Annotated in this window: 15 protein-coding genes and 1 tRNA gene; 5 read left to right on the forward strand and 11 right to left on the reverse strand. The window is 52.1% G+C overall.

Annotation, left to right across the window (positions count from 1 at the left end; genetic code table 11):
- Positions 1 to 46: 46 nt before the first annotated feature.
- Positions 47 to 517, forward strand: a complete 471-nt coding sequence (locus B156_RS0127510; protein ID WP_018623028.1) for a thioredoxin family protein — start codon at positions 47 to 49, stop codon at positions 515 to 517.
- Between the two features lie 40 nt (positions 518 to 557).
- On the opposite strand, the gene B156_RS0127515 is transcribed toward B156_RS0127510, so the two are convergent.
- From B156_RS0127515 to tgt, 11 genes are all read right to left on the reverse strand, one after another.
- The gene (locus tag B156_RS0127515; protein WP_018623029.1) at positions 558 to 1,538 is read right to left on the reverse strand and encodes an MraY family glycosyltransferase; all 981 of its coding nucleotides are present in this window, start codon (positions 1,536 to 1,538) and stop codon (positions 558 to 560) included.
- A gap of 21 nt (positions 1,539 to 1,559) precedes the next feature.
- A complete protein-coding gene (locus B156_RS0127520) occupies positions 1,560 to 2,780 on the reverse strand; it encodes a glycosyltransferase family 4 protein (protein ID WP_018623030.1) in 1,221 nt (406 codons plus the stop codon).
- Positions 2,777 to 4,366, reverse strand: coding sequence for a heparinase II/III family protein (locus tag B156_RS0127525; protein WP_018623031.1), 1,590 nt, complete (start codon positions 4,364 to 4,366; stop codon positions 2,777 to 2,779). The genes B156_RS0127520 and B156_RS0127525 overlap by 4 nt, the downstream gene beginning before the upstream one ends.
- On the reverse strand, positions 4,363 to 6,531 hold the full coding sequence (locus tag B156_RS0127530) for a bi-domain-containing oxidoreductase (RefSeq protein WP_018623032.1): 2,169 nt from the start codon (positions 6,529 to 6,531) through the stop codon (positions 4,363 to 4,365). The genes B156_RS0127525 and B156_RS0127530 overlap by 4 nt, the downstream gene beginning before the upstream one ends.
- Entirely contained in the window at positions 6,528 to 7,622 is a 1,095-nt protein-coding gene (gene wecB / locus B156_RS0127535; protein WP_018623033.1) for a non-hydrolyzing UDP-N-acetylglucosamine 2-epimerase, read from the reverse strand. Before wecB ends, B156_RS0127530 begins: the two co-directional genes overlap by 4 nt.
- Positions 7,623 to 8,327: a class I SAM-dependent methyltransferase gene (locus tag B156_RS0127540; protein ID WP_018623034.1), complete on the reverse strand. Its 705-nt coding sequence runs from the start codon at positions 8,325 to 8,327 to the stop codon at positions 7,623 to 7,625.
- Positions 8,327 to 9,496: a glycosyltransferase gene (locus B156_RS0127545; RefSeq protein WP_018623035.1), complete on the reverse strand. Its 1,170-nt coding sequence runs from the start codon at positions 9,494 to 9,496 to the stop codon at positions 8,327 to 8,329. The genes B156_RS0127540 and B156_RS0127545 overlap by 1 nt, the downstream gene beginning before the upstream one ends.
- Complete coding sequence (locus tag B156_RS0127550) at positions 9,493 to 10,515, reverse strand: glycosyltransferase family 4 protein (protein ID WP_018623036.1); 1,023 nt, start codon at positions 10,513 to 10,515, stop codon at positions 9,493 to 9,495. Before B156_RS0127550 ends, B156_RS0127545 begins: the two co-directional genes overlap by 4 nt.
- Positions 10,516 to 10,518: 3 nt before the next feature.
- Entirely contained in the window at positions 10,519 to 11,856 is a 1,338-nt protein-coding gene (locus B156_RS0127555) for a hypothetical protein (RefSeq protein ID WP_018623037.1), read from the reverse strand.
- A gap of 11 nt (positions 11,857 to 11,867) precedes the next feature.
- Complete coding sequence (locus B156_RS0127560) at positions 11,868 to 12,974, reverse strand: hypothetical protein (RefSeq protein ID WP_018623038.1); 1,107 nt, start codon at positions 12,972 to 12,974, stop codon at positions 11,868 to 11,870.
- 201 nt (positions 12,975 to 13,175) lie between these two features.
- Positions 13,176 to 14,306: a tRNA guanosine(34) transglycosylase Tgt gene (gene tgt, locus B156_RS0127565; RefSeq protein WP_018623039.1), complete on the reverse strand. Its 1,131-nt coding sequence runs from the start codon at positions 14,304 to 14,306 to the stop codon at positions 13,176 to 13,178.
- A 128-nt stretch (positions 14,307 to 14,434) separates the two neighbouring features.
- Between tgt and B156_RS0127570 the strand changes: the two genes are divergently transcribed.
- The 4 genes from B156_RS0127570 (at position 14,435) to B156_RS0127585 (ending at position 16,804) form a co-directional block, all read left to right on the forward strand.
- A complete protein-coding gene (locus B156_RS0127570) occupies positions 14,435 to 15,589 on the forward strand; it encodes a glycosyltransferase (protein ID WP_245563868.1) in 1,155 nt (384 codons plus the stop codon).
- Between the two features lie 90 nt (positions 15,590 to 15,679).
- Positions 15,680 to 16,303, forward strand: a complete 624-nt coding sequence (gene rsmG, locus B156_RS0127575; protein ID WP_026261102.1) for a 16S rRNA (guanine(527)-N(7))-methyltransferase RsmG — start codon at positions 15,680 to 15,682, stop codon at positions 16,301 to 16,303.
- Between the two features lie 30 nt (positions 16,304 to 16,333).
- Complete coding sequence (locus B156_RS0127580) at positions 16,334 to 16,654, forward strand: PH domain-containing protein (protein WP_018623042.1); 321 nt, start codon at positions 16,334 to 16,336, stop codon at positions 16,652 to 16,654.
- A gap of 76 nt (positions 16,655 to 16,730) precedes the next feature.
- Positions 16,731 to 16,804, forward strand: a tRNA-Asn gene (locus tag B156_RS0127585).
- Positions 16,805 to 16,918 lie beyond the last annotated feature (114 nt).

The following is a 16,918-nucleotide window of genomic DNA, read 5'->3' on the forward strand; positions in this document are numbered from 1 at the left end:
ATAGAATCGAAAACCTACAAAGACCACCGGCTCGCCGGGTTTGACTATGAAAAAACTATTTTGGTTGTTTGCAATTGCCCTTATCGGCGTTACTGTACTCCCGACTATCGCTGCTTTTGACCCTATCAAATCAGGCACTACCACTAGCCGAATGGCTCCGAAAGACAGCCCTGAGGGAATTCAGTTTACGGAAGCTTCCTGGAAAGACATTTTGAAAAAGGCAAAAGCGGAGAAAAAAGTTATTTTTCTGGATGCCTATGCCAGCTGGTGTGGTCCCTGTAAGTTGCTCCAGAAGAATGTTTTCACCAAGAAATCCGTTGGCGATTACTACAACAGCAAGTTTATAAACGTGAAAATGGACATGGAAAAAGGCGAAGGCCCGGCTTTAGCGCAGGTTTACCCACTGGAAGCCTATCCTACATTGCTGTACATCGACGGCAACGGAAAAATTCTGCGGAAGGTCCTGGGCCTCCAAACACCAGAAGCACTGATTGCCATTGGCAAGAGTGTAAAGTAAGCAGGCAATAAATTTGGTTTGTAACGAAAGAGGCTATTTCTCATAGAATAGCCTCTTTTTGTGGGCTTATTATTTTCTTTCTGGTAATAACGTAACAAATAGAAAGGAAACCCGAAATGAGCACAGCCAGCATAAACTGATGAACAGCAGACCAGTCCAGTGCCCGCAGAACTAACCCATTTATACCAGCCTGCATGAAGGCATACCCAGCCGCGACGCCCAGATGTGGCCAACCCCGCTGACTAATCAGTAACTGATACAGATGTGACTGGTGCGCCCGAAAAATGTTTTGTCGCCGGTGTATTCGATAAACAATGGTGAGAAGGCTGTCTGCGCCGTAGACTGCCAGTAGCAACAGGGGCAGATAGGTATGTTGTTCGTTGATGACGGTAAGCAGATTGTAGAGCATAATGAAGCCAATGCCGATACTGCCTACATCGCCCGCAAAGCAGATGGCTTTGGGCCGGGCGTTGAAAAAACTAAAAACCAGTAGTGCTACGAATACGAATGGATATAAAATTGGTGAACGGCTATCCATTTCATCTCTTTGAAGATACCACAGTGTTCCAATGGTGAGGAGACTGTAAAAAGCAGTCATACCGTTGATGCCATCCATAAAGTTGTACGCGTTGATAATCGCAACTCCCAGCACTAATAATCCAAGAAATAGCCACCAGTCCGTAGAAGAGGTATGTGTCTGTATCAGTAACATACTGATGGCTATTGACTGGGCAAAAAAACGAAACCGGACTGGGATACCAGCAACGTCGTCGCCGAAACTAATCAGCACCACGACGGTCAGGCCACCAAAGAACCAGGGCTGATTGAATGGGACACTCAAAACCATAGTCAATACGGCCAGATAAACGATAATCCCTCCACCCCGAACCGTCCTGGTAGTTTGGTGCAAACTCCGTCCGTTTGGTACATCGAATAAGCGAAAATGCCGCGCCAGCCGGATGTAAAGAAGTTCTAGCCCCAGTAATAGAATGGTCAGGAGGCCGTAGTTAGTCAAGGTCATTTGATTAAATCGGGTAGGTATTCATACCAATTTATTGACGGGTGATTTATTGCTTTTCGGGTGACCCATTGTCCTGATAATGTGCCGGGCTAGTTCCTGATTGATGGTATGCCGTGCGAACCGTCGTTTGAAGTCAACCCGTTCCTGCGTTCGGTAAGGCGTTTCGCGTAGTTGCCTGACCAGACTCTCTGCATCGGTAGGGTTGAAAACGAGAGTGTTCGGCAGGTAATACCGGATGAATGCAGCGGCATACCCACTAACCCCGGCCAGAATGGGCTTATCCGTAGCGCCATACTCAAACAGTTTGGACGGTAACACGCGCTGGCAGGCATCCCAGTTGTTCAGATGTACTAGTAAGTAATCCGCGTTTTGGTAAGCCGTTATCAACGCCTGTCGGTTGCAGGGAGGACGCAACTCAACGTTGGCACATTGTTTTTCCAGAAGGGCTGCCTCCAGTTTATATTTTGCCCCACCGTCGCCAATCACAACAAACCTGTACTCATTCTCCAATTGTTTCGCGGCTTCAGGGATGAGTTTATGCAGCCCCTGCCCATCACCGATATTGCCCGCATACAAGATGATTTTGGGCCAGCGGTTCAGGTGTGGCCGACTGGCCGGTACGGCCAGAAACGGGGTGTCGATACCATTCGTGCAATAGCTGTACGTGGCTTGCCGATACGCGTTAAAATAAGGTCGGAAACCTTCCGAAACCAGATTGATGTGCGCGGCATAGCCAAATGTGTAGCGCTCCACACGTTTCAGGAATGGATTCAAACAGACGTAAGCGAGTGGGAAACGGACAACCTCGGTTATCGCTTCCCGAAACAAATCGCGCATATCCAGAAAGAGGGGAACCGCTCGTTTGCGGGCTAGTCTGGCCCCCAGAAAAGCGGTAAACAAGCGGGAAGAAGAGGCAACAACCAAGTCGTAATCTTGCTCTTTCGTGAGCCGGTGAGCGGACCAGAAGTAAGACCAAAAGGCAACAATCTGACCAGCCAGTCCGCTTTTATGCTTCGGGACGCGGATGCGCTGTACCAGAACCGCACATTGGTCGGTAGGCCATTCATCCTGGTCAGATGCGGCTGGCGAGTAGGATGCGTACCGGTTTGGGTGGGTAGTAACCACCTGAATCGAGTCATGGGCAGTCAGTTGGCCAGCCAGTTCGCGGACCAGCGTCGTATTCCGGAAAGAACCGGGGCACAGGTCAGGCTCAAAATAAAAAGTCAGGTAGAGTATCTTCATTCGATTAGGGTGAGGACTGTTTCTAAGCAGGTCGAAAAATTAACGACAAGGCAGTGGCCTGACCGCAATTGGTTGAATCCATTGGCCATCTCATAAGCTTTGATGCGCCACACCGGTTTGGTTGCAGAGCGAAACGTTATGGCCAATGGGCCTGCCCGCACGCCATCGTCGAGCAACTGCCAGATTACGGAAGGATGAAAGTAAAACCGGGCGGTACCCGCCTGCCCGGATGCCGTTCCGGCTGGCCAGGTCAATAGTTGATCCGTTATCGAAATCGTATCGGCACCAATCGACCAGTTTCGTTCGTGGATAATTCCCCGATGCCGGTACCCATCATGCCGGGCTGTCAGTGAAGTAGCCGTATCGGTTATAAGAATCACCCTCGCCCGGCGACCTACCCGAAAGCTTGCCCACAGTTCAGAAGAGTCTGCATCCGCTACCGTTACGGTATTGTGAGCCGCCGTGCTGCGTTCCCAGTCCCGGCGTGGGCCATCTTGATACGTGGATGTACTGTTGTCCACAAGTATGGGTTGGTTATCCACATGTAGCACAAAGGAAAGCGTATCCGCATGGGCGTGACCGGGTTGGTGAGCCGGGCCGACGGAACCAACGCAGGTGATTAACTCGTACCGTTTTTGCCGGAACATTCGAAAGCCACTATCGGAAAGGGGTACGGGTTGTCGGGTCTTTTCAGGGAGCAACTGACTTGCCTTTTGCCGAAGTTGATTTGTGGTCGGTGCAAGGTCTGGAGTTGCGTCATTCACCATCGGAACAGTGCCACTCTGAAACGTTACTGCGTCGAGCCAGATCGCCAACGAGATCCCCTTTTCGGTTAACAAAGCAGTAAGTCGGGTGTTGTCGTATCCGGTGGTAGACTGCAAAATCAGCAGCGTGTCCAGCAGGCGGTCAAGGAGAAGCTGGTGGTACATGGGGCTACGTTCGTAATGCCCGCCATCCGATAAAATCTGTTTGTCTAACGCCTGATGGAAAAGCCCGCTTGCCTTTCGAATCCAGGGTGTGTGTCGGAAATACAACGCTCCCGTCAGTAATGCGAATCCGTTTTCGAGCAGGTGATTACCCGACAGATGATACTCCAGGCGTTGACCCAATAATCGGACCTGAGCGAACAGATGTTGGTTGATAGTCTCATCCCGAACCTGATGGCGACTCAGAAACTGCACCCAGTTTATAATGCGTACCGAGGTTGGATAGGCTTCCAGGCCGTCCCGCACATCAGCCGACTGACGAATGAAGTCGCGTATCAATATCAGCCCCCGGTCAACCGGCATACCCGGCTGGTTCAAAAAATCGAAGTAGGTCAGGTTGTAGGTCCAGAGTTTACCGTGACGGGCGTAATTCCAGTCGATGGCTGACGGGAAAAGCACAGTCAGGTTCAGAAATGTGAATCGCTCCGGTTGCCACGATACGGGTTTGTTGGCATCGGGTACGGCCAGAAAGCACGTTTCCGGTACCTTGTCAGCAAGGCGCAATTTGGCCGGGCTACGCAGCCGATGCCAAACCTGATACACGATTTGCCGACCCGTTAAATGCTGTACCGTCCGCCAGAGTAGCCTGATGTTTTTCATACACCATCCGTGGTTAGCAAATCCGCCTGTTCCATGCCGATAGGGCCAACATCGGCCCAGCGGTTCTCGCGCAGACTTTGCAGTGCGGCCAGGGTGGTTTGGGTCGTGTTGATTAATTCGGCGAAGGGAATCAGCGCGTCGCCACCCGTCCTGAGTTGGGTGAGTAACTGCTTCATCTGTTCGGTATGGCCCTTGTTCTGCCTGCCGAAAAGCCCCGAAAAAGGACCGAATTCGTACGTTTTCAGGCGACGGAAATTGTCCAGCACCAGTGTTCGTTCCTGGGAATACACCTCGACTCGTTCTTTCGGATAAGCTTTGCTGCCGTTGCTGAAATAATTGATAACCCCCGTTGAGCCATTTTCGTAGCGAAGCAGCAGGGAGACCGAATCGCTGGTTTCACTGGGTTGCGGACCCATGGCGTTCATACACACGCACCGTACGCGACTTCCGGTCAGAAACGTGATGAAATCCACGAAATGGCTCGCTTCGCCCAGCACACGGCCACCCCCGATGGCTCGGTCATGGACCCACGAATCGGCCGGAATGAATCCTGCATTTACGGTGACGACCACATTCATGGGTAAAGCAAGCGGCCCGAGCAACGCTTTCATTTTTCGCGCGAAGGGTGAAAAACGCCGGTTGAAACCAACCATCACCAGTCGGCCAGACTGTTGCTGCGCGCTAACTATGTCGCCCAGCTCATGCGCATGGATGGCCAGCGGTTTCTCGACAAATACGTGCTTCCCCGCTTGCAGGGCTTCAACCGTTAAACGGGCGTGGCTGTCGTGCCGGGTGGTGATGATGCACAGGTTGATGTCGGGGTCATCCAGTATGTGCCGGAAGTCCGTTGTGCTTTGTGCAATAGCGTATTTTTTGGCGAGTAAGGTGGCCGTAAGCCCTCCGGCACTGGCAATCGTTTTGAGGTTGGCGCCTGCCGATTTCAGGGCCGGGAGCAGGATGGCACTCGTAAAGTTACCCGCCCCAATAAGGCCAATCGTTACGTTCGTCGGCTGGTAGTGGTACTCGGTTAGCTGGAGCAACGGGTTAAGGCTAACCGTACTGGAGTAGGTGAGCAGTGAGCCAATCCGGTGGGTTCCTGTCAGGTCGGCGTAAATCCGGTTGTATTCCAAAAAGGGCACCCGGTCTGTAACGAGTGGTTTAACGAGCAACTTACCCGCAGCCAGAAAGTCCAGAATCGTCTGGAAATTCCGGTTCTCCGTCCACCGCACGTGGGCCAATGGATAGTCATGGCCTTCCTGTTCGTAGGCGGCATCGTAGCGGCCTGGCCCATAGGAATTGGATACCAGAAAGCTGATTTCTTTTTGCTGGAAGTCCGCGCGGTTTAAAGCTAGCCCCACGACACCAATCAGCACGATCCGCCCCCGCGAACGATTCATCCGGGCTGCCTGACTAATGAGGTTGTCTGACTGCGTTGACGCCGTGATAAGCACCCCATCCGCTCCGCCAGTCTCATGGGTCAGAGACAACACCGTTTTCACAGAATCTATATTCGGACCCGTGCGAATAACGGTGATGCCCAGTTTTTCGGCCAGCTGACATTTGGTTTCATCCGGTTCGATGCCAATAACCCTGCAGCCATTTATTTGCAATAGTTGAGCCACCAATAACCCGATCAGACCAAGACCGATAATGACGAACGTTTCATTGAGGGTCGGATTCAGCAAGCGAACACCGTGTAGGCCGATGGAACCGACCACGGTGAATACCGCATCGTCATCACTAACCGTATCAGGCACCGGGGCCACCAGGTTACGGGGTACGCAAACCACTTCGGCGTGGGGCCCGTTGGATACCACCCTGTCGCCGATGCGGAGGTCGGTAACGTCCTCGCCCAAGGCTAGTACCGTACCCATCTGGCAGTAGCCCAGCGGCAGGGGCTGGTCAAGCTTTCGCGACACGGCTTTCAGGGTAGAGAACAGCCCATCCGTTCGGATTTTGGCCAGTACCTGTTTTACTTTATCGGGCTGTTGGCGGACTTTTTCCAGTAAACCAGCCCGGCCGAAATTAACCAGCATTCGTTCCGTTCCCAACGATACCAGCGAACACCGGGTTTGAATCAAAACCTGCCCCCGGCTAACCAGCGGGACAGGCACTTCTTCGAGTAGCGTCTCGCCGGTTTTGAGATGCTGGATAAGTTGCTTCATGGAAACTGACTGATTATGGATGCGATACGTTCGGCGGTTTGTCCATCCCACAGCGGTGGTATCTTACCGGGGTTAATCTGGCCTGCCAGAATTTTCTCGGCCATTTGCCCGGCTGTATCGGGACTCAAATCGGCTACCAGCTGGTTAGTGCCGTAGTCAAGCGTGATGGGTCGTTCGGTGGAGGGGCGGAACGTCAGGCAGGGGACATGCAGGTACGTCGTTTCTTCCTGAACCCCACCCGAATCCGTGATGACCAGAGCCGCGTTTTCCATCAGATTGATAAATTCCAGATAACCCAGGGGCTCCAATAGATGGACATTCGGACTGGTTGCCAGCGCGTCGAAAAGGCCGAACCGAATCAGGTTCGTGCGGGTGCGCGGATGGACGGGGAAGACAACCGGCCGGAGAGTCGCCGTATTGTTTACCACCCGCAACAGCCGGCATAATCCCGCTTCGGTGTCTACATTGAACGGGCGGTGCATCGTCAGCAACACGTAGTCTTTTTTGATCAGGCCCAATCTCTCAACGGTAGTCAACGCATTGGCTTTGGCGCGATACTGTACCAGCGAATCAATCATGACGTTACCAACGAGGTATATTCTGTTGGCGGGTATGCCTTCCCGCCGGAGGTTGTCGCAGCTGGTATGGTCGGTTGCAAACAGGAGGTCGGCCAGCGCATCGGTCACGATACGGTTGCGTTCTTCGGGCATCTGCCGGTCGCCCGAACGGAGACCCGCTTCCACATGCGCTACCCGCACACCGTTTTGGGCAGCACCCAGCGCACAGGCTAATGTACTCGTTACATCCCCAACGACCACTACCCAGTCGGGCTGCTCTGCCTGGATAACCCGGTCGAATTTCTGGATTATATCGGCCGTTTGCAGGGATGCTGAACCGGGCGGTACGTTCAAGTAATAATCCGGTTGAGGCAGGTGAAACTGATCGAAGAATACGTCGCTCATCACCGCGTCGTGATGCTGACCGGTGTGAATGATTTTTGATTCGATGGACGGGTGTGCCAAAAAAGCCCGGTGCAGGGGAGCTACTTTCACAAAATTGGGTCGTACACCAGCGATGCTGAGGATTTTCATTCAATCAAGGGCTAGGTCGGACGTTTTTCTGAAAACTCCTACGAGTAAATTGTTGACATACGGTGCCGCCAGAAAAGGCTTCAATACCCGCGAGATGGGGTCCTGCCCCGAAAAGTAATCTGTTTCGACCGGGGTAAATCCAGCCTCGGTCAGTTGCCGGTTAAAGGTTATTTCGGTAGCTGTGTTGCGGATGTATTGGTAATAAGCTGGTCGGGCCAGCAATCGAAATAACTGGCGCTCCACTTTGCGGTAAAGACTTTGTTGGTTTGGGATGGATATGAGCAACAGTCCATCTGGTTTCAGTAGCAGCCTCGCCTGTTTCAGCATACCGTTCATGTCGCTCAGGTACTCAAGAATACTGGACATGACTACCACGTCCTGCAACGGGAACTGAGTCAATGTTTTCAGGGGTAGTGTGCCAACCGCGAATTGCACCCTTGTTGATGTTCTTTTTCGCCTGCACAGGGCAATCATCGCTTCCGACCCGTCGATACCCGTCACTACACAGCCTTTCCGGGCGAGGTAATTACTGAAAATCCCTGAGCCGCACCCCAGGTCGATCACCTGATCGGTGGCGGTTATGTACCGCTCAAATAGCCTCGTCCAAACGTGAAATCGTTCCTGAAAAGCCTTCGACAACGTGTACCGGCTGTCAAATTCCAGTGCCCTGTCATTATGAAAGTCAATGGCGTTTTTGCTGTCCATCAGTTAACCGTTGCTATGTCTTTTATGTGGTTTGTGTGCTGTAGTATCTCCTGATATAATTGCTCCCATTCGCCAATATGTGCATGTACATCGAACTGCCGGTGAGCCAGTTTATAAGCTCGTTGCCGGTATTGATGATAGGTATCCGGCGGCATAAGCACGAATTTTTCAATTGCTTCCCGGAGCGATTCGGGGTCGTTGGCTACCCAACTGCCCGCGCGCTCGGTTTCGAGCTGTTGCCAGGGTGTATTTGTTGACGCTGCAGCCGGGGTTCCCTGCGCCAGTGATTCGACAACGACATTACCGAAACTCTCCGCGTGGGAGGGCAGGACTGTTAACCGGGCGTTGGCGTAGAGGATTTCTTTCCACGGACCCCGCACCAATCCCACAAACGATACCTTCTCCGAAAGGCCCAGTTGGTTGATCAGTTCAGTGAGCACGTGGCCGTAGGCGCTATCGGTTTGCGGCCCGGCAATGACCAGTGAAAAGTCACTGGCGCGAAAAATATCCGATGCACCCAGGGCACGAATCAGGTTGTCGATGCCTTTGATGGGATGTAGTCGACCCATGAAGAGTAGATAGGGTGGAGTTAAGCGGGTCGTTTCACTGGGTTGGACGAGTGGTGGCAATTCCATCCGGCTCTGAATCTCGGTTACCGAAGTGGTCGTCCCGAAACAGGCCCGAACGTGAGCTGCCTCCTCTTTGCTGGCTACCTGAAAATGGATGGATGGGCCGAGTATTTGCTTGATAAAGTCCAGCACGAAGCGTTTGAGCCGTGGCCTGATACCCAGGGCTACCGGATTCAGTTCGCCGTGGGGCGACCAGATAACGGGCTTTCCTGCCCATTGACTCAAAAGAACCCAAATGAGGGAGGCCGGATAGAACAGGCTGTTTACGTGAACCACATCGGCGCTGGAAATTGCCTGCCAGCCTTGCCAGATGTGGCGCAGGGGCAGGTAGAAATGCGGATTACGGGTGTACATCACCCGCCCGCAATCCATCGTTACCCACTGGTTGCGCGGAACCGACGGTGGCAACTCCTGCGACGTAGCAATGACCGTTACGGCATGACCGGCCTGCGTCAACGCTTTTGCCAGCCAGTAAATGGTATTACTGGGGCCACCCATCTGAGCGGGGTAGAAGCAATCGGCGGAGAGCAGTATTTTCATCGGGCGGGTTGTGCTACAGGTGGAATGGGGACCATCTTCTGGTAGAGAGACCGGTAGTGAAAAGCGGCTGTTGCTGCGGTGTGGTGTTGCGCGTTGAGAAGCCCCGCCTTCACCAGTTTTTGCCGATAAGCTGCATCGGTTATCAGGCGTAAAATCCCCTGCCTGATTGCCTCTATATCCAGCGGATCGACAAAATGGGCCGAATCGGGAGCCTGGTCGTACATGGGCGAGTTGATGGAAGTAATCACCACGCGACCAACGGCATTTGCTTCCAGCAACGGCATCCCGAAGCCTTCGTAGGTCGATACAAACGTGACGATATCGCAGTCTGCATATAGCTGGACAACTTCCGCCCGACTAAGATTTTCAAATTGCCGGTAGTCAATTAACCGTTGTTGCAGCGCCTGTTGGATTGTGCCCGATAAGGGACCTACAAGCAGTAGCGTACAGGAAATGCCTTCGAGTGCAGTAATAATCCGGAGCAGGTTCTTATTGGGGGCGGTGCCTACCTGCAATAAAACCGGATGACTGGTTTGAAACAAAGCCGGTCGGTGCCTGAAAGCAGGGTCGTACCCATTGGGAACGACGATGACTTTTTGAGCAACGCGGCCTACATAGTTAATCAACTCCTGTCGGGTTTTATCCGATACAGCGGTCACCACGCTGGCCCGACGAATGGGGAAATAATACCAGAAGAGCCAGAAGAATGCGTACCGAAAAGGGCGCCCCTGGTTCGTTACCAGCGTACTACAATCGTGAATAGTGAGCACCGTACGCGACCCCGGCAGGGCCAGCGCCGTGTAGTGAACATCGCCCGTGATGTGGAAAACATCGCTTTTAAGGGTTCGTGCGAAACGCAGGTTCAGCCAGACGCTCCACCATCCCCGGCTGATGCGCGGCAGATACACTCGGTTGGTACGGATACCCGGTTGGTGGTCGAATTCCTGCTGAACAGTCCCGAATAGTTCTTCGATGCTGTGGCCTGTGCCGGGACTTCGAACCAGATACGTGATTGTCATGGGCTATAGTTCGATACCGGTTTGTTCCAGCAGCCAGAATAAGAAGGTGATGAAAAAGACGCTGTTTACCAGACTGCCCCAGGTCGAGAACAGGTCCGTTTCCATGGTCAGGCAACCCATATACACCATGGGAAGCCACAAAACGACGGATGGAATACGGGTCGCCAGTTGGAAGGCAACCCGAAAAAAGCCGCCCAGTAATAGGCCATAACCCAGCGCGAACAGGATACCACCGTAACCAAAATTCACGTACCCTTCGCCCACGGGCGATAAATTAATGCTGGTGTTGGCAAAATGGGGAAGGGTGGTAAAACGGCGGATATTTTCGTAACCGCCCGTTTGTGGTTTACCCGGCCATACGAACCGGGGAATAAAGGGGTAAACAAGTGATAACAGCACCTCGCCCTTCGCGTAGGCTTCATGAACAGGCACCTTGTTCATCGCATTACCGATGATGATGCCTTGGTTGAAGCGGACAAAAGCCGTGTACAGATGAAATACATTCAGGAGTTTTTTTGGATGACTTACCCGGTCCGCCAACAACGTAACCATCAGACCGGCATCGGCGGTGCGTTCGTTTTTCGTATAGCCCCAGGTCTGGTAGCGGTACTCGCGTTTAACCGACTGCACCAATAGCAGGAAGGTAAAAGACAGGCAAAGGGTAACCACTTTTATACGCAGTGTTGGTGGAGCAGGCAGGGTGGTCGATAGTACCAGCATCCCCGCCAGCAGCCAGAAGAATAAGTCATTGAATGTGCCCGTCGTGACGGTATGCAACAGGAGTAAACCAATGACACAGATGCCCTGTCCTTTCCAGAAGGTGCTCCGGGCGTAATAGCCGTAAAAGACGCTGGTCAGCAAGCAATACGCGGGGAGCGTTCCCAGAAAAGCAGGCAGGGTGGGTACACTCATTTTCAATAGGAATCCGATCAGGCCGATACTAAATAGTGCCTTACTGGCTCCCGGTCGCTGTTTTAAGTAATCAGCTGCCCGCAGAAGGTATTGTTTGTGGGATAATGACAACGTGTTTGGCTGGTTGGCAACCCCGAGTAAACCGGCACAGAAGGCCAGACAGGCCGGGAGGGCGTAGCTGAAATAAGTATTGGATTCGAGGGGCATGGAAGCCGGTACGAACCAGTACGTTATGGCTGGTACGAACAGAATTTCGCCAGCGGCAATACTGCTGATACATTCGGGCAGGGTAATCTTGTGGCCGATACGGTGGACGAAGGTCAGGAACATGTACACCGAAAAGGCCACGGCGAAGGCTTCATAAAACGAACTGTCGACCAGCCCGATGGCGAGCGGAAAAACCATCAGGCTAAGGAGCAGTCGTTTCATAAGGAACCCATTTATTCGTTTATCGACCTTTGTAAACCGGGTGCATTACCAAACCGTATAGCATTGAGTTTCTGCCCGATACTGCTCTGTTGAATAAGTACGGACGAAACGCCCAGCAATAAGCCGGTTCCGGCAAACAGCAGTACAGTAAGGATTCGTTTGGGCGATGTTCGTTTGAGCGGGACGGAAGGTGGTTCGAGTACTTTGAAAATGGGCGTTCGCTCCTGTACTTTCAGTTTCGCCTGCTCCAGCTGACGGGATAATTCAGTATATACCGTTTGAGCAATAGTCAGTTCCGCTTCCATCCGCTGCCGGTCCATCGTGGTCGACAGCATCACCAGATTTTTGTGGTTATCATTGTAATGAAACACGCTGAACTGCGCCTTCTGGTAGCGTTTTCGCACTTCGTTCACCCGATTATCATAGAAGGCTAGATCCTGCCGGGCTTTTTCGGTGCGGTAATTCGTAACATAGGTCGTCAGGTACGTCATGGCCAGCTGCGTTACGCTGGCAGCCACGTAGGCATCGGGCATCTGCGCCGTAATGGTAATCAGTCCCGACCGGGCATCGAGCCGGGCGTTGACCCGCTCCATAATTTCTTCGGCCAGGTCCTGTTGCTGAATGGACAACTGTAACGCACCAGATGGTCCCTTCGCCAACGTTTGTGGTTTTGTGTCAAGTCGGAAAAGAGACAGTAGCTTTTTGAAGGACCAGCCGGAGGTGCCTGTCAATAGAAAAGACCCCACCGTTTGCCGGGCACCGGTTGTGGTGGTAACTGGCTGATCAATCAGGTAAAGAATAAAGGGGGTGCTTTGTAATACATTCGGGTATAAATCAGGCCGGATGGCATCCATCCCGTCAGCCTCAGAAAAATCAATGTCGGTCAGGCCCGCCACAGACGATAATCGTTTAAACAGGTCGTTAGCCCCGCCGTTCATCTCGGGCATAACGCGGGCTTCAGACCGAAATTCCGGTTGCTGCATCCAGGCTAATGTGGCCCCCAGCATCGTACACAAAACAACCAGCCCAACAACCCGAAGGCGGGCCTGCCAAACCAACCGGAGCAGCACATCGGCCGGTACAAATAACCGATGATTTATGTCCGTTCGTTGTGTCATCCGAAAAAGAAGGTTGGCGCTGAAGGCGTGTGATAGCGACGAAAGAATATAAGACGAAGTGAAATGAAAAAAGTATCCAAAATGTTGAAATCAGGATACTTTTTTCATTTGTATTTTCTCTGGACGGTAACCGCAAAGCACGCTGAGGTAAACGCAAAGTGCGCTAAGGAACTGCTCAGGCCAGCATTGCGACCTTCACGGTTACAGCCGTTGCATAAACCGGGGGATAACGGCGTTTTTCCAGGCGACAAACGTGCCATCCTCAATGTGCGCTCTTGCCTGCCGCACGAGCCACAGATAAAACGTCAGGTTTTGCAGACTGGCCACCTGACCGCTCAGTAACTCGTCGGCTTTGAACAGGTGCCGCAGGTAGGCTTTCGAATAGAACGTACTGGCGTACCCACCCAGAGCCGGGTCGATAGGGCTGAAATCCCGACTCCACTTCTCATTTTTGATGTTGATAATACCCTCTGTGGTGAAGAGGAGGCCGTGCCGGGCGTTGCGCGTCGGCATTACACAGTCGAACATATCCACGCCCAGCGCAATTGCTTCCAAAATATTGGCGGGTGTACCCACCCCCATCAGGTATCGGGGTTTGTCGGCGGGTAGAATGCTGTTGACCAGCTCAATTGTGGTATACATTTCTTCGGCGGGTTCGCCCACGGCCAGTCCACCAATGGCGTTGCCTTCCCGGCCTTTGCTGGCTATGGTTTCTGCCGACTGTCGGCGCAGGTCGGCGTAGGTGCTCCCCTGTACAATGGGAAACAGCGTTTGCCGGTACCCGTAATGCGGCTCAGTCGTATCGAACCGGTCAATGCATCGGTCGAGCCAGCGGTGGGTCATCTCCATCGACTTTCGGGCGTATTCATACTCGCAGGGGTAGGGCGTGCATTCGTCGAATGCCATGATAATATCGGCCCCGATGGTGCGCTGAATGTCCATCACCCCTTCGGGCGTAAACGTATGTTTGGAGCCATCGATGTGTGATTTGAACGTAACGCCCTCCTCCTTAATCTTGCGCGTATTTGACAAAGAATAAACCTGATAACCCCCTGAATCGGTCAAAATAGGCCGTTTCCAGCCGTTGAAACCATGTAGTCCACCTGCCTTACTGAGTATATCCAGTCCCGGCCGTAGGTACAGGTGATAGGTATTGCCCAGAATAATATCGGCATTGATGTCGGTTTCGAGTTCACGCTGGTGAACCGCTTTCACCGTTCCCGCCGTTCCGACGGGCATAAAAATGGGGGTTTGAATGGTGCCATGCTCCGTTGTCAGCGTGCCTGTCCGAGCCTTTGACTGGGGGTCATGGGCAGTAATCGAAAATGTCATTCGGCAAAGATAAGGGGTAAGGGGCTTGCTCAAAAACCCTTACCTTTGTTGCTGCATTAAAAACCAGCGCGTTAGCGGCCTGCCACCTTCCCTTGCTGATTACGATATTGCTGATAATCTGGCTGTTTATGGTCGGCATTCAGCTCATTTACATCCTTTTTGTTTATTCCCGAACGGCTTTCTACAGGCAATCTGCGCAGAACAAACAGGCAGATAGTGCTTTGCCAAATGAACCGTCGCCGGGTGTTTCCATCGTTGTTTGTGCCCGCAACGAACTCGATAATTTAAGGGAACTGCTGCCTCTACTGGATACCCAGCAATACCCTGATTTCGAGGTCCTGGTAATGGATGACCGCTCCACCGATGGAACGGGGTCATTTCTGGAAAACGATATTGCTCATCTGGAACGGGTCCGGTTTATTTACATCGACAAGGAATATGAGCACATAACCCCCAAAAAATACGCGCTGACCATTGCCCTGAAAAAAGTGAAATACCCTACTGTGCTGCTCACGGATGCTGATTGCCGCCCGGCGTCGGATGGCTGGCTAAAAGGTATGACTGCTCCATTGACTGATAAGGAGAAAGCGATTGGGCTGGGGTTCTCACCGTACGAGCATCGGCCTGGTTTTCTGAATCGGCTCATCCGGTTCGAAACCCTGTTTACTGCCGTGCAGTACTTTTCGCTTGCTCTGGCCGGGCGTCCGTATATGGGTGTCGGTAGAAATCTGACCTATCGGACCAGCCTATTTTTTGCTAACCAGGGCTTCTACCGCCACAAGAATGTTGTTGGTGGTGACGATGATTTGTTCATCAACGAGGTCGCTACAGGCAAAAACACGGGTATTTGCCTGGATGCAAATACATTTATGTGGTCGAAACCAAAAGAAAACTGGCCCGAATGGCGGCTACAGAAACAGCGGCACCTGAACGTCGGGAATTATTACAAAGCAGGAAACAAAGTTCTGCTCGGGCTGCTTACTGGCTCACACGTACTAACGTGGGTGCTAACGCTGGTATTTGGCCTGACTGTTCCGGTGTTGGCCATCCTGCACTATTCATTTAGCCCGATGGAATGGCTACTTTTGCAGGCCGGGCTAGTGGCGTTTATGATTCGACTACTCCTGTTTTGGGGTATTGTAGGACGAATCAGTTTTCGGCTGGGGCATACCGTACACTGGACCACCATGCCGTATATGGATGTAGTGCTGGCCGGTTATTACGGACTGGCAGGCCTGAAAACGCTGTTCACCAAACGCGAGAAACGCATTTACTGGCGATAGGTTTTAATCAAGAATGGTGAACTATAAATGATGAATGCGGAGATGCCAATCATTTATAATTCGTCATTTATAATTCATCATTCCCTCCACATGGACCTTATCTTAAAATACTTCCCAAACCTGACCGCTGAGCAACAGGAACGCTTTGCCGCGCTGGATGGACTTTACCGCGACTGGAACGCGAAAATCAACGTGATTTCACGTCAGGACATCGACGCACTCTACGAAAAACACGTGCTTCACTCGCTGAGTATCGCTAAAATTGTGAACTTCAAACCCGGCACCGAAATTCTGGATGTGGGGACGGGGGGTGGCTTTCCAGGTATTCCACTAGCTATCCTGTTTCCGATGGTCGATTTTCACCTGGTCGACAGCATTGGCAAGAAGATAAAAGTGGTGCAGGAGGTGGCCAGTGCGCTGGGTTTACAAAACGTGAAGGCGGAGCAGGCCCGCGTGGAGCAACTGAGTACTACATACGACTTTGTGATAAGCCGGGCCGTAACGCGCCTGAAGCCTTTTCTGGGCTGGATGCGGTACAAAATCCACAAGTCAGGTAACAATGACCGCCCTAACGGGGTTCTGTACCTGAAAGGGGGTGACCTCAGTGAAGAACTGTCTGAGATAACGGACCGCTACCGCGTGTACGACCTTTCAGACTATTTCGAGGAGCCTTTTTTTGAAACCAAGAAACTGATTTATATACCTAAAAAATAGCAACTCCTAACTCCCAATACTCCCAATCCTATGTCTAACGAGAAATTTCGAAGCAGCAGTTTTAAAGACCCGATCCGGAGTGACGAGGTCGAGTTTACCGACAAGGGCGTCACCTTCCGGGAGAAGAAACTCATTGGCGGCACCGATAACTTCGTTTTCTACTCCGACATTTCCGGGGTCGAGATTGACAACGGACTGTTTTTCGCTACGGTACGGGTTATTCCCCGCGCCCGGCCTCAGATTGTGCTCGAAAACTTCACCAAGGGCGATGCCCAGCGTATTAAAGACCTGATTTTGCAAAACGTACCTCACTACGGGGGCGATCCCACTACAACGCCGGGTCGTTTATAGGCATTACTTTTTTTTGCCCTGTTCTTGCGTAGTATCGTGTTTCACCTTACTTTTGCACCACAATAACCGATAAAATTCCCGAATAGCTCAGTCGGTTAGAGCATCTGACTGTTAATCAGAGGGTCGCTGGTTCGAGCCCAGCTTCGGGAGCATTGATAGTGAGCCACTTACAGCGTAAAAGCAGTAAGTGGCTTTTTTATTTACAAACAATTTTCAAGTTAAGAGTAAGTGTCAATAATTTATCGCTTATTTGGCATTACCATA

This window comes from Spirosoma luteum DSM 19990 (assembly GCF_000374065.1).
Taxonomy (GTDB): domain Bacteria; phylum Bacteroidota; class Bacteroidia; order Cytophagales; family Spirosomataceae; genus Spirosoma; species Spirosoma luteum.

What these genes read in the sequence shown, in the direction of transcription:
- wecB (WP_018623033.1), bottom strand. Translation starts at nt 7,622, where the DNA reads ATGAAAATCCTCAGCATCGCTGGTGTACGACCCAATTTTGTGAAAGTA.
- B156_RS0127530 (WP_018623032.1), bottom strand. Translation starts at nt 6,531, where the DNA reads ATGAAGCAACTTATCCAGCATCTCAAAACCGGCGAGACGCTACTCGAA.
- B156_RS0127560 (WP_018623038.1), bottom strand. Translation starts at nt 12,974, where the DNA reads ATGACACAACGAACGGACATAAATCATCGGTTATTTGTACCGGCCGAT.
- B156_RS0127540 (WP_018623034.1), bottom strand. Translation starts at nt 8,327, where the DNA reads ATGGACAGCAAAAACGCCATTGACTTTCATAATGACAGGGCACTGGAA.
- B156_RS0127525 (WP_018623031.1), bottom strand. Translation starts at nt 4,366, where the DNA reads ATGAAAAACATCAGGCTACTCTGGCGGACGGTACAGCATTTAACGGGT.
- B156_RS0127550 (WP_018623036.1), bottom strand. Translation starts at nt 10,515, where the DNA reads ATGACAATCACGTATCTGGTTCGAAGTCCCGGCACAGGCCACAGCATC.
- B156_RS0127580 (WP_018623042.1), top strand. Translation starts at nt 16,334, where the DNA reads ATGTCTAACGAGAAATTTCGAAGCAGCAGTTTTAAAGACCCGATCCGG.
- B156_RS0127515 (WP_018623029.1), bottom strand. Translation starts at nt 1,538, where the DNA reads ATGACCTTGACTAACTACGGCCTCCTGACCATTCTATTACTGGGGCTA.
- B156_RS0127545 (WP_018623035.1), bottom strand. Translation starts at nt 9,496, where the DNA reads ATGAAAATACTGCTCTCCGCCGATTGCTTCTACCCCGCTCAGATGGGT.
- tgt (WP_018623039.1), bottom strand. Translation starts at nt 14,306, where the DNA reads ATGACATTTTCGATTACTGCCCATGACCCCCAGTCAAAGGCTCGGACA.
- B156_RS0127555 (WP_018623037.1), bottom strand. Translation starts at nt 11,856, where the DNA reads ATGAAACGACTGCTCCTTAGCCTGATGGTTTTTCCGCTCGCCATCGGG.
- B156_RS0127520 (WP_018623030.1), bottom strand. Translation starts at nt 2,780, where the DNA reads ATGAAGATACTCTACCTGACTTTTTATTTTGAGCCTGACCTGTGCCCC.
- rsmG (WP_026261102.1), top strand. Translation starts at nt 15,680, where the DNA reads ATGGACCTTATCTTAAAATACTTCCCAAACCTGACCGCTGAGCAACAG.
- B156_RS0127510 (WP_018623028.1), top strand. Translation starts at nt 47, where the DNA reads ATGAAAAAACTATTTTGGTTGTTTGCAATTGCCCTTATCGGCGTTACT.
- B156_RS0127570 (WP_245563868.1), top strand. Translation starts at nt 14,435, where the DNA reads ATGGTCGGCATTCAGCTCATTTACATCCTTTTTGTTTATTCCCGAACG.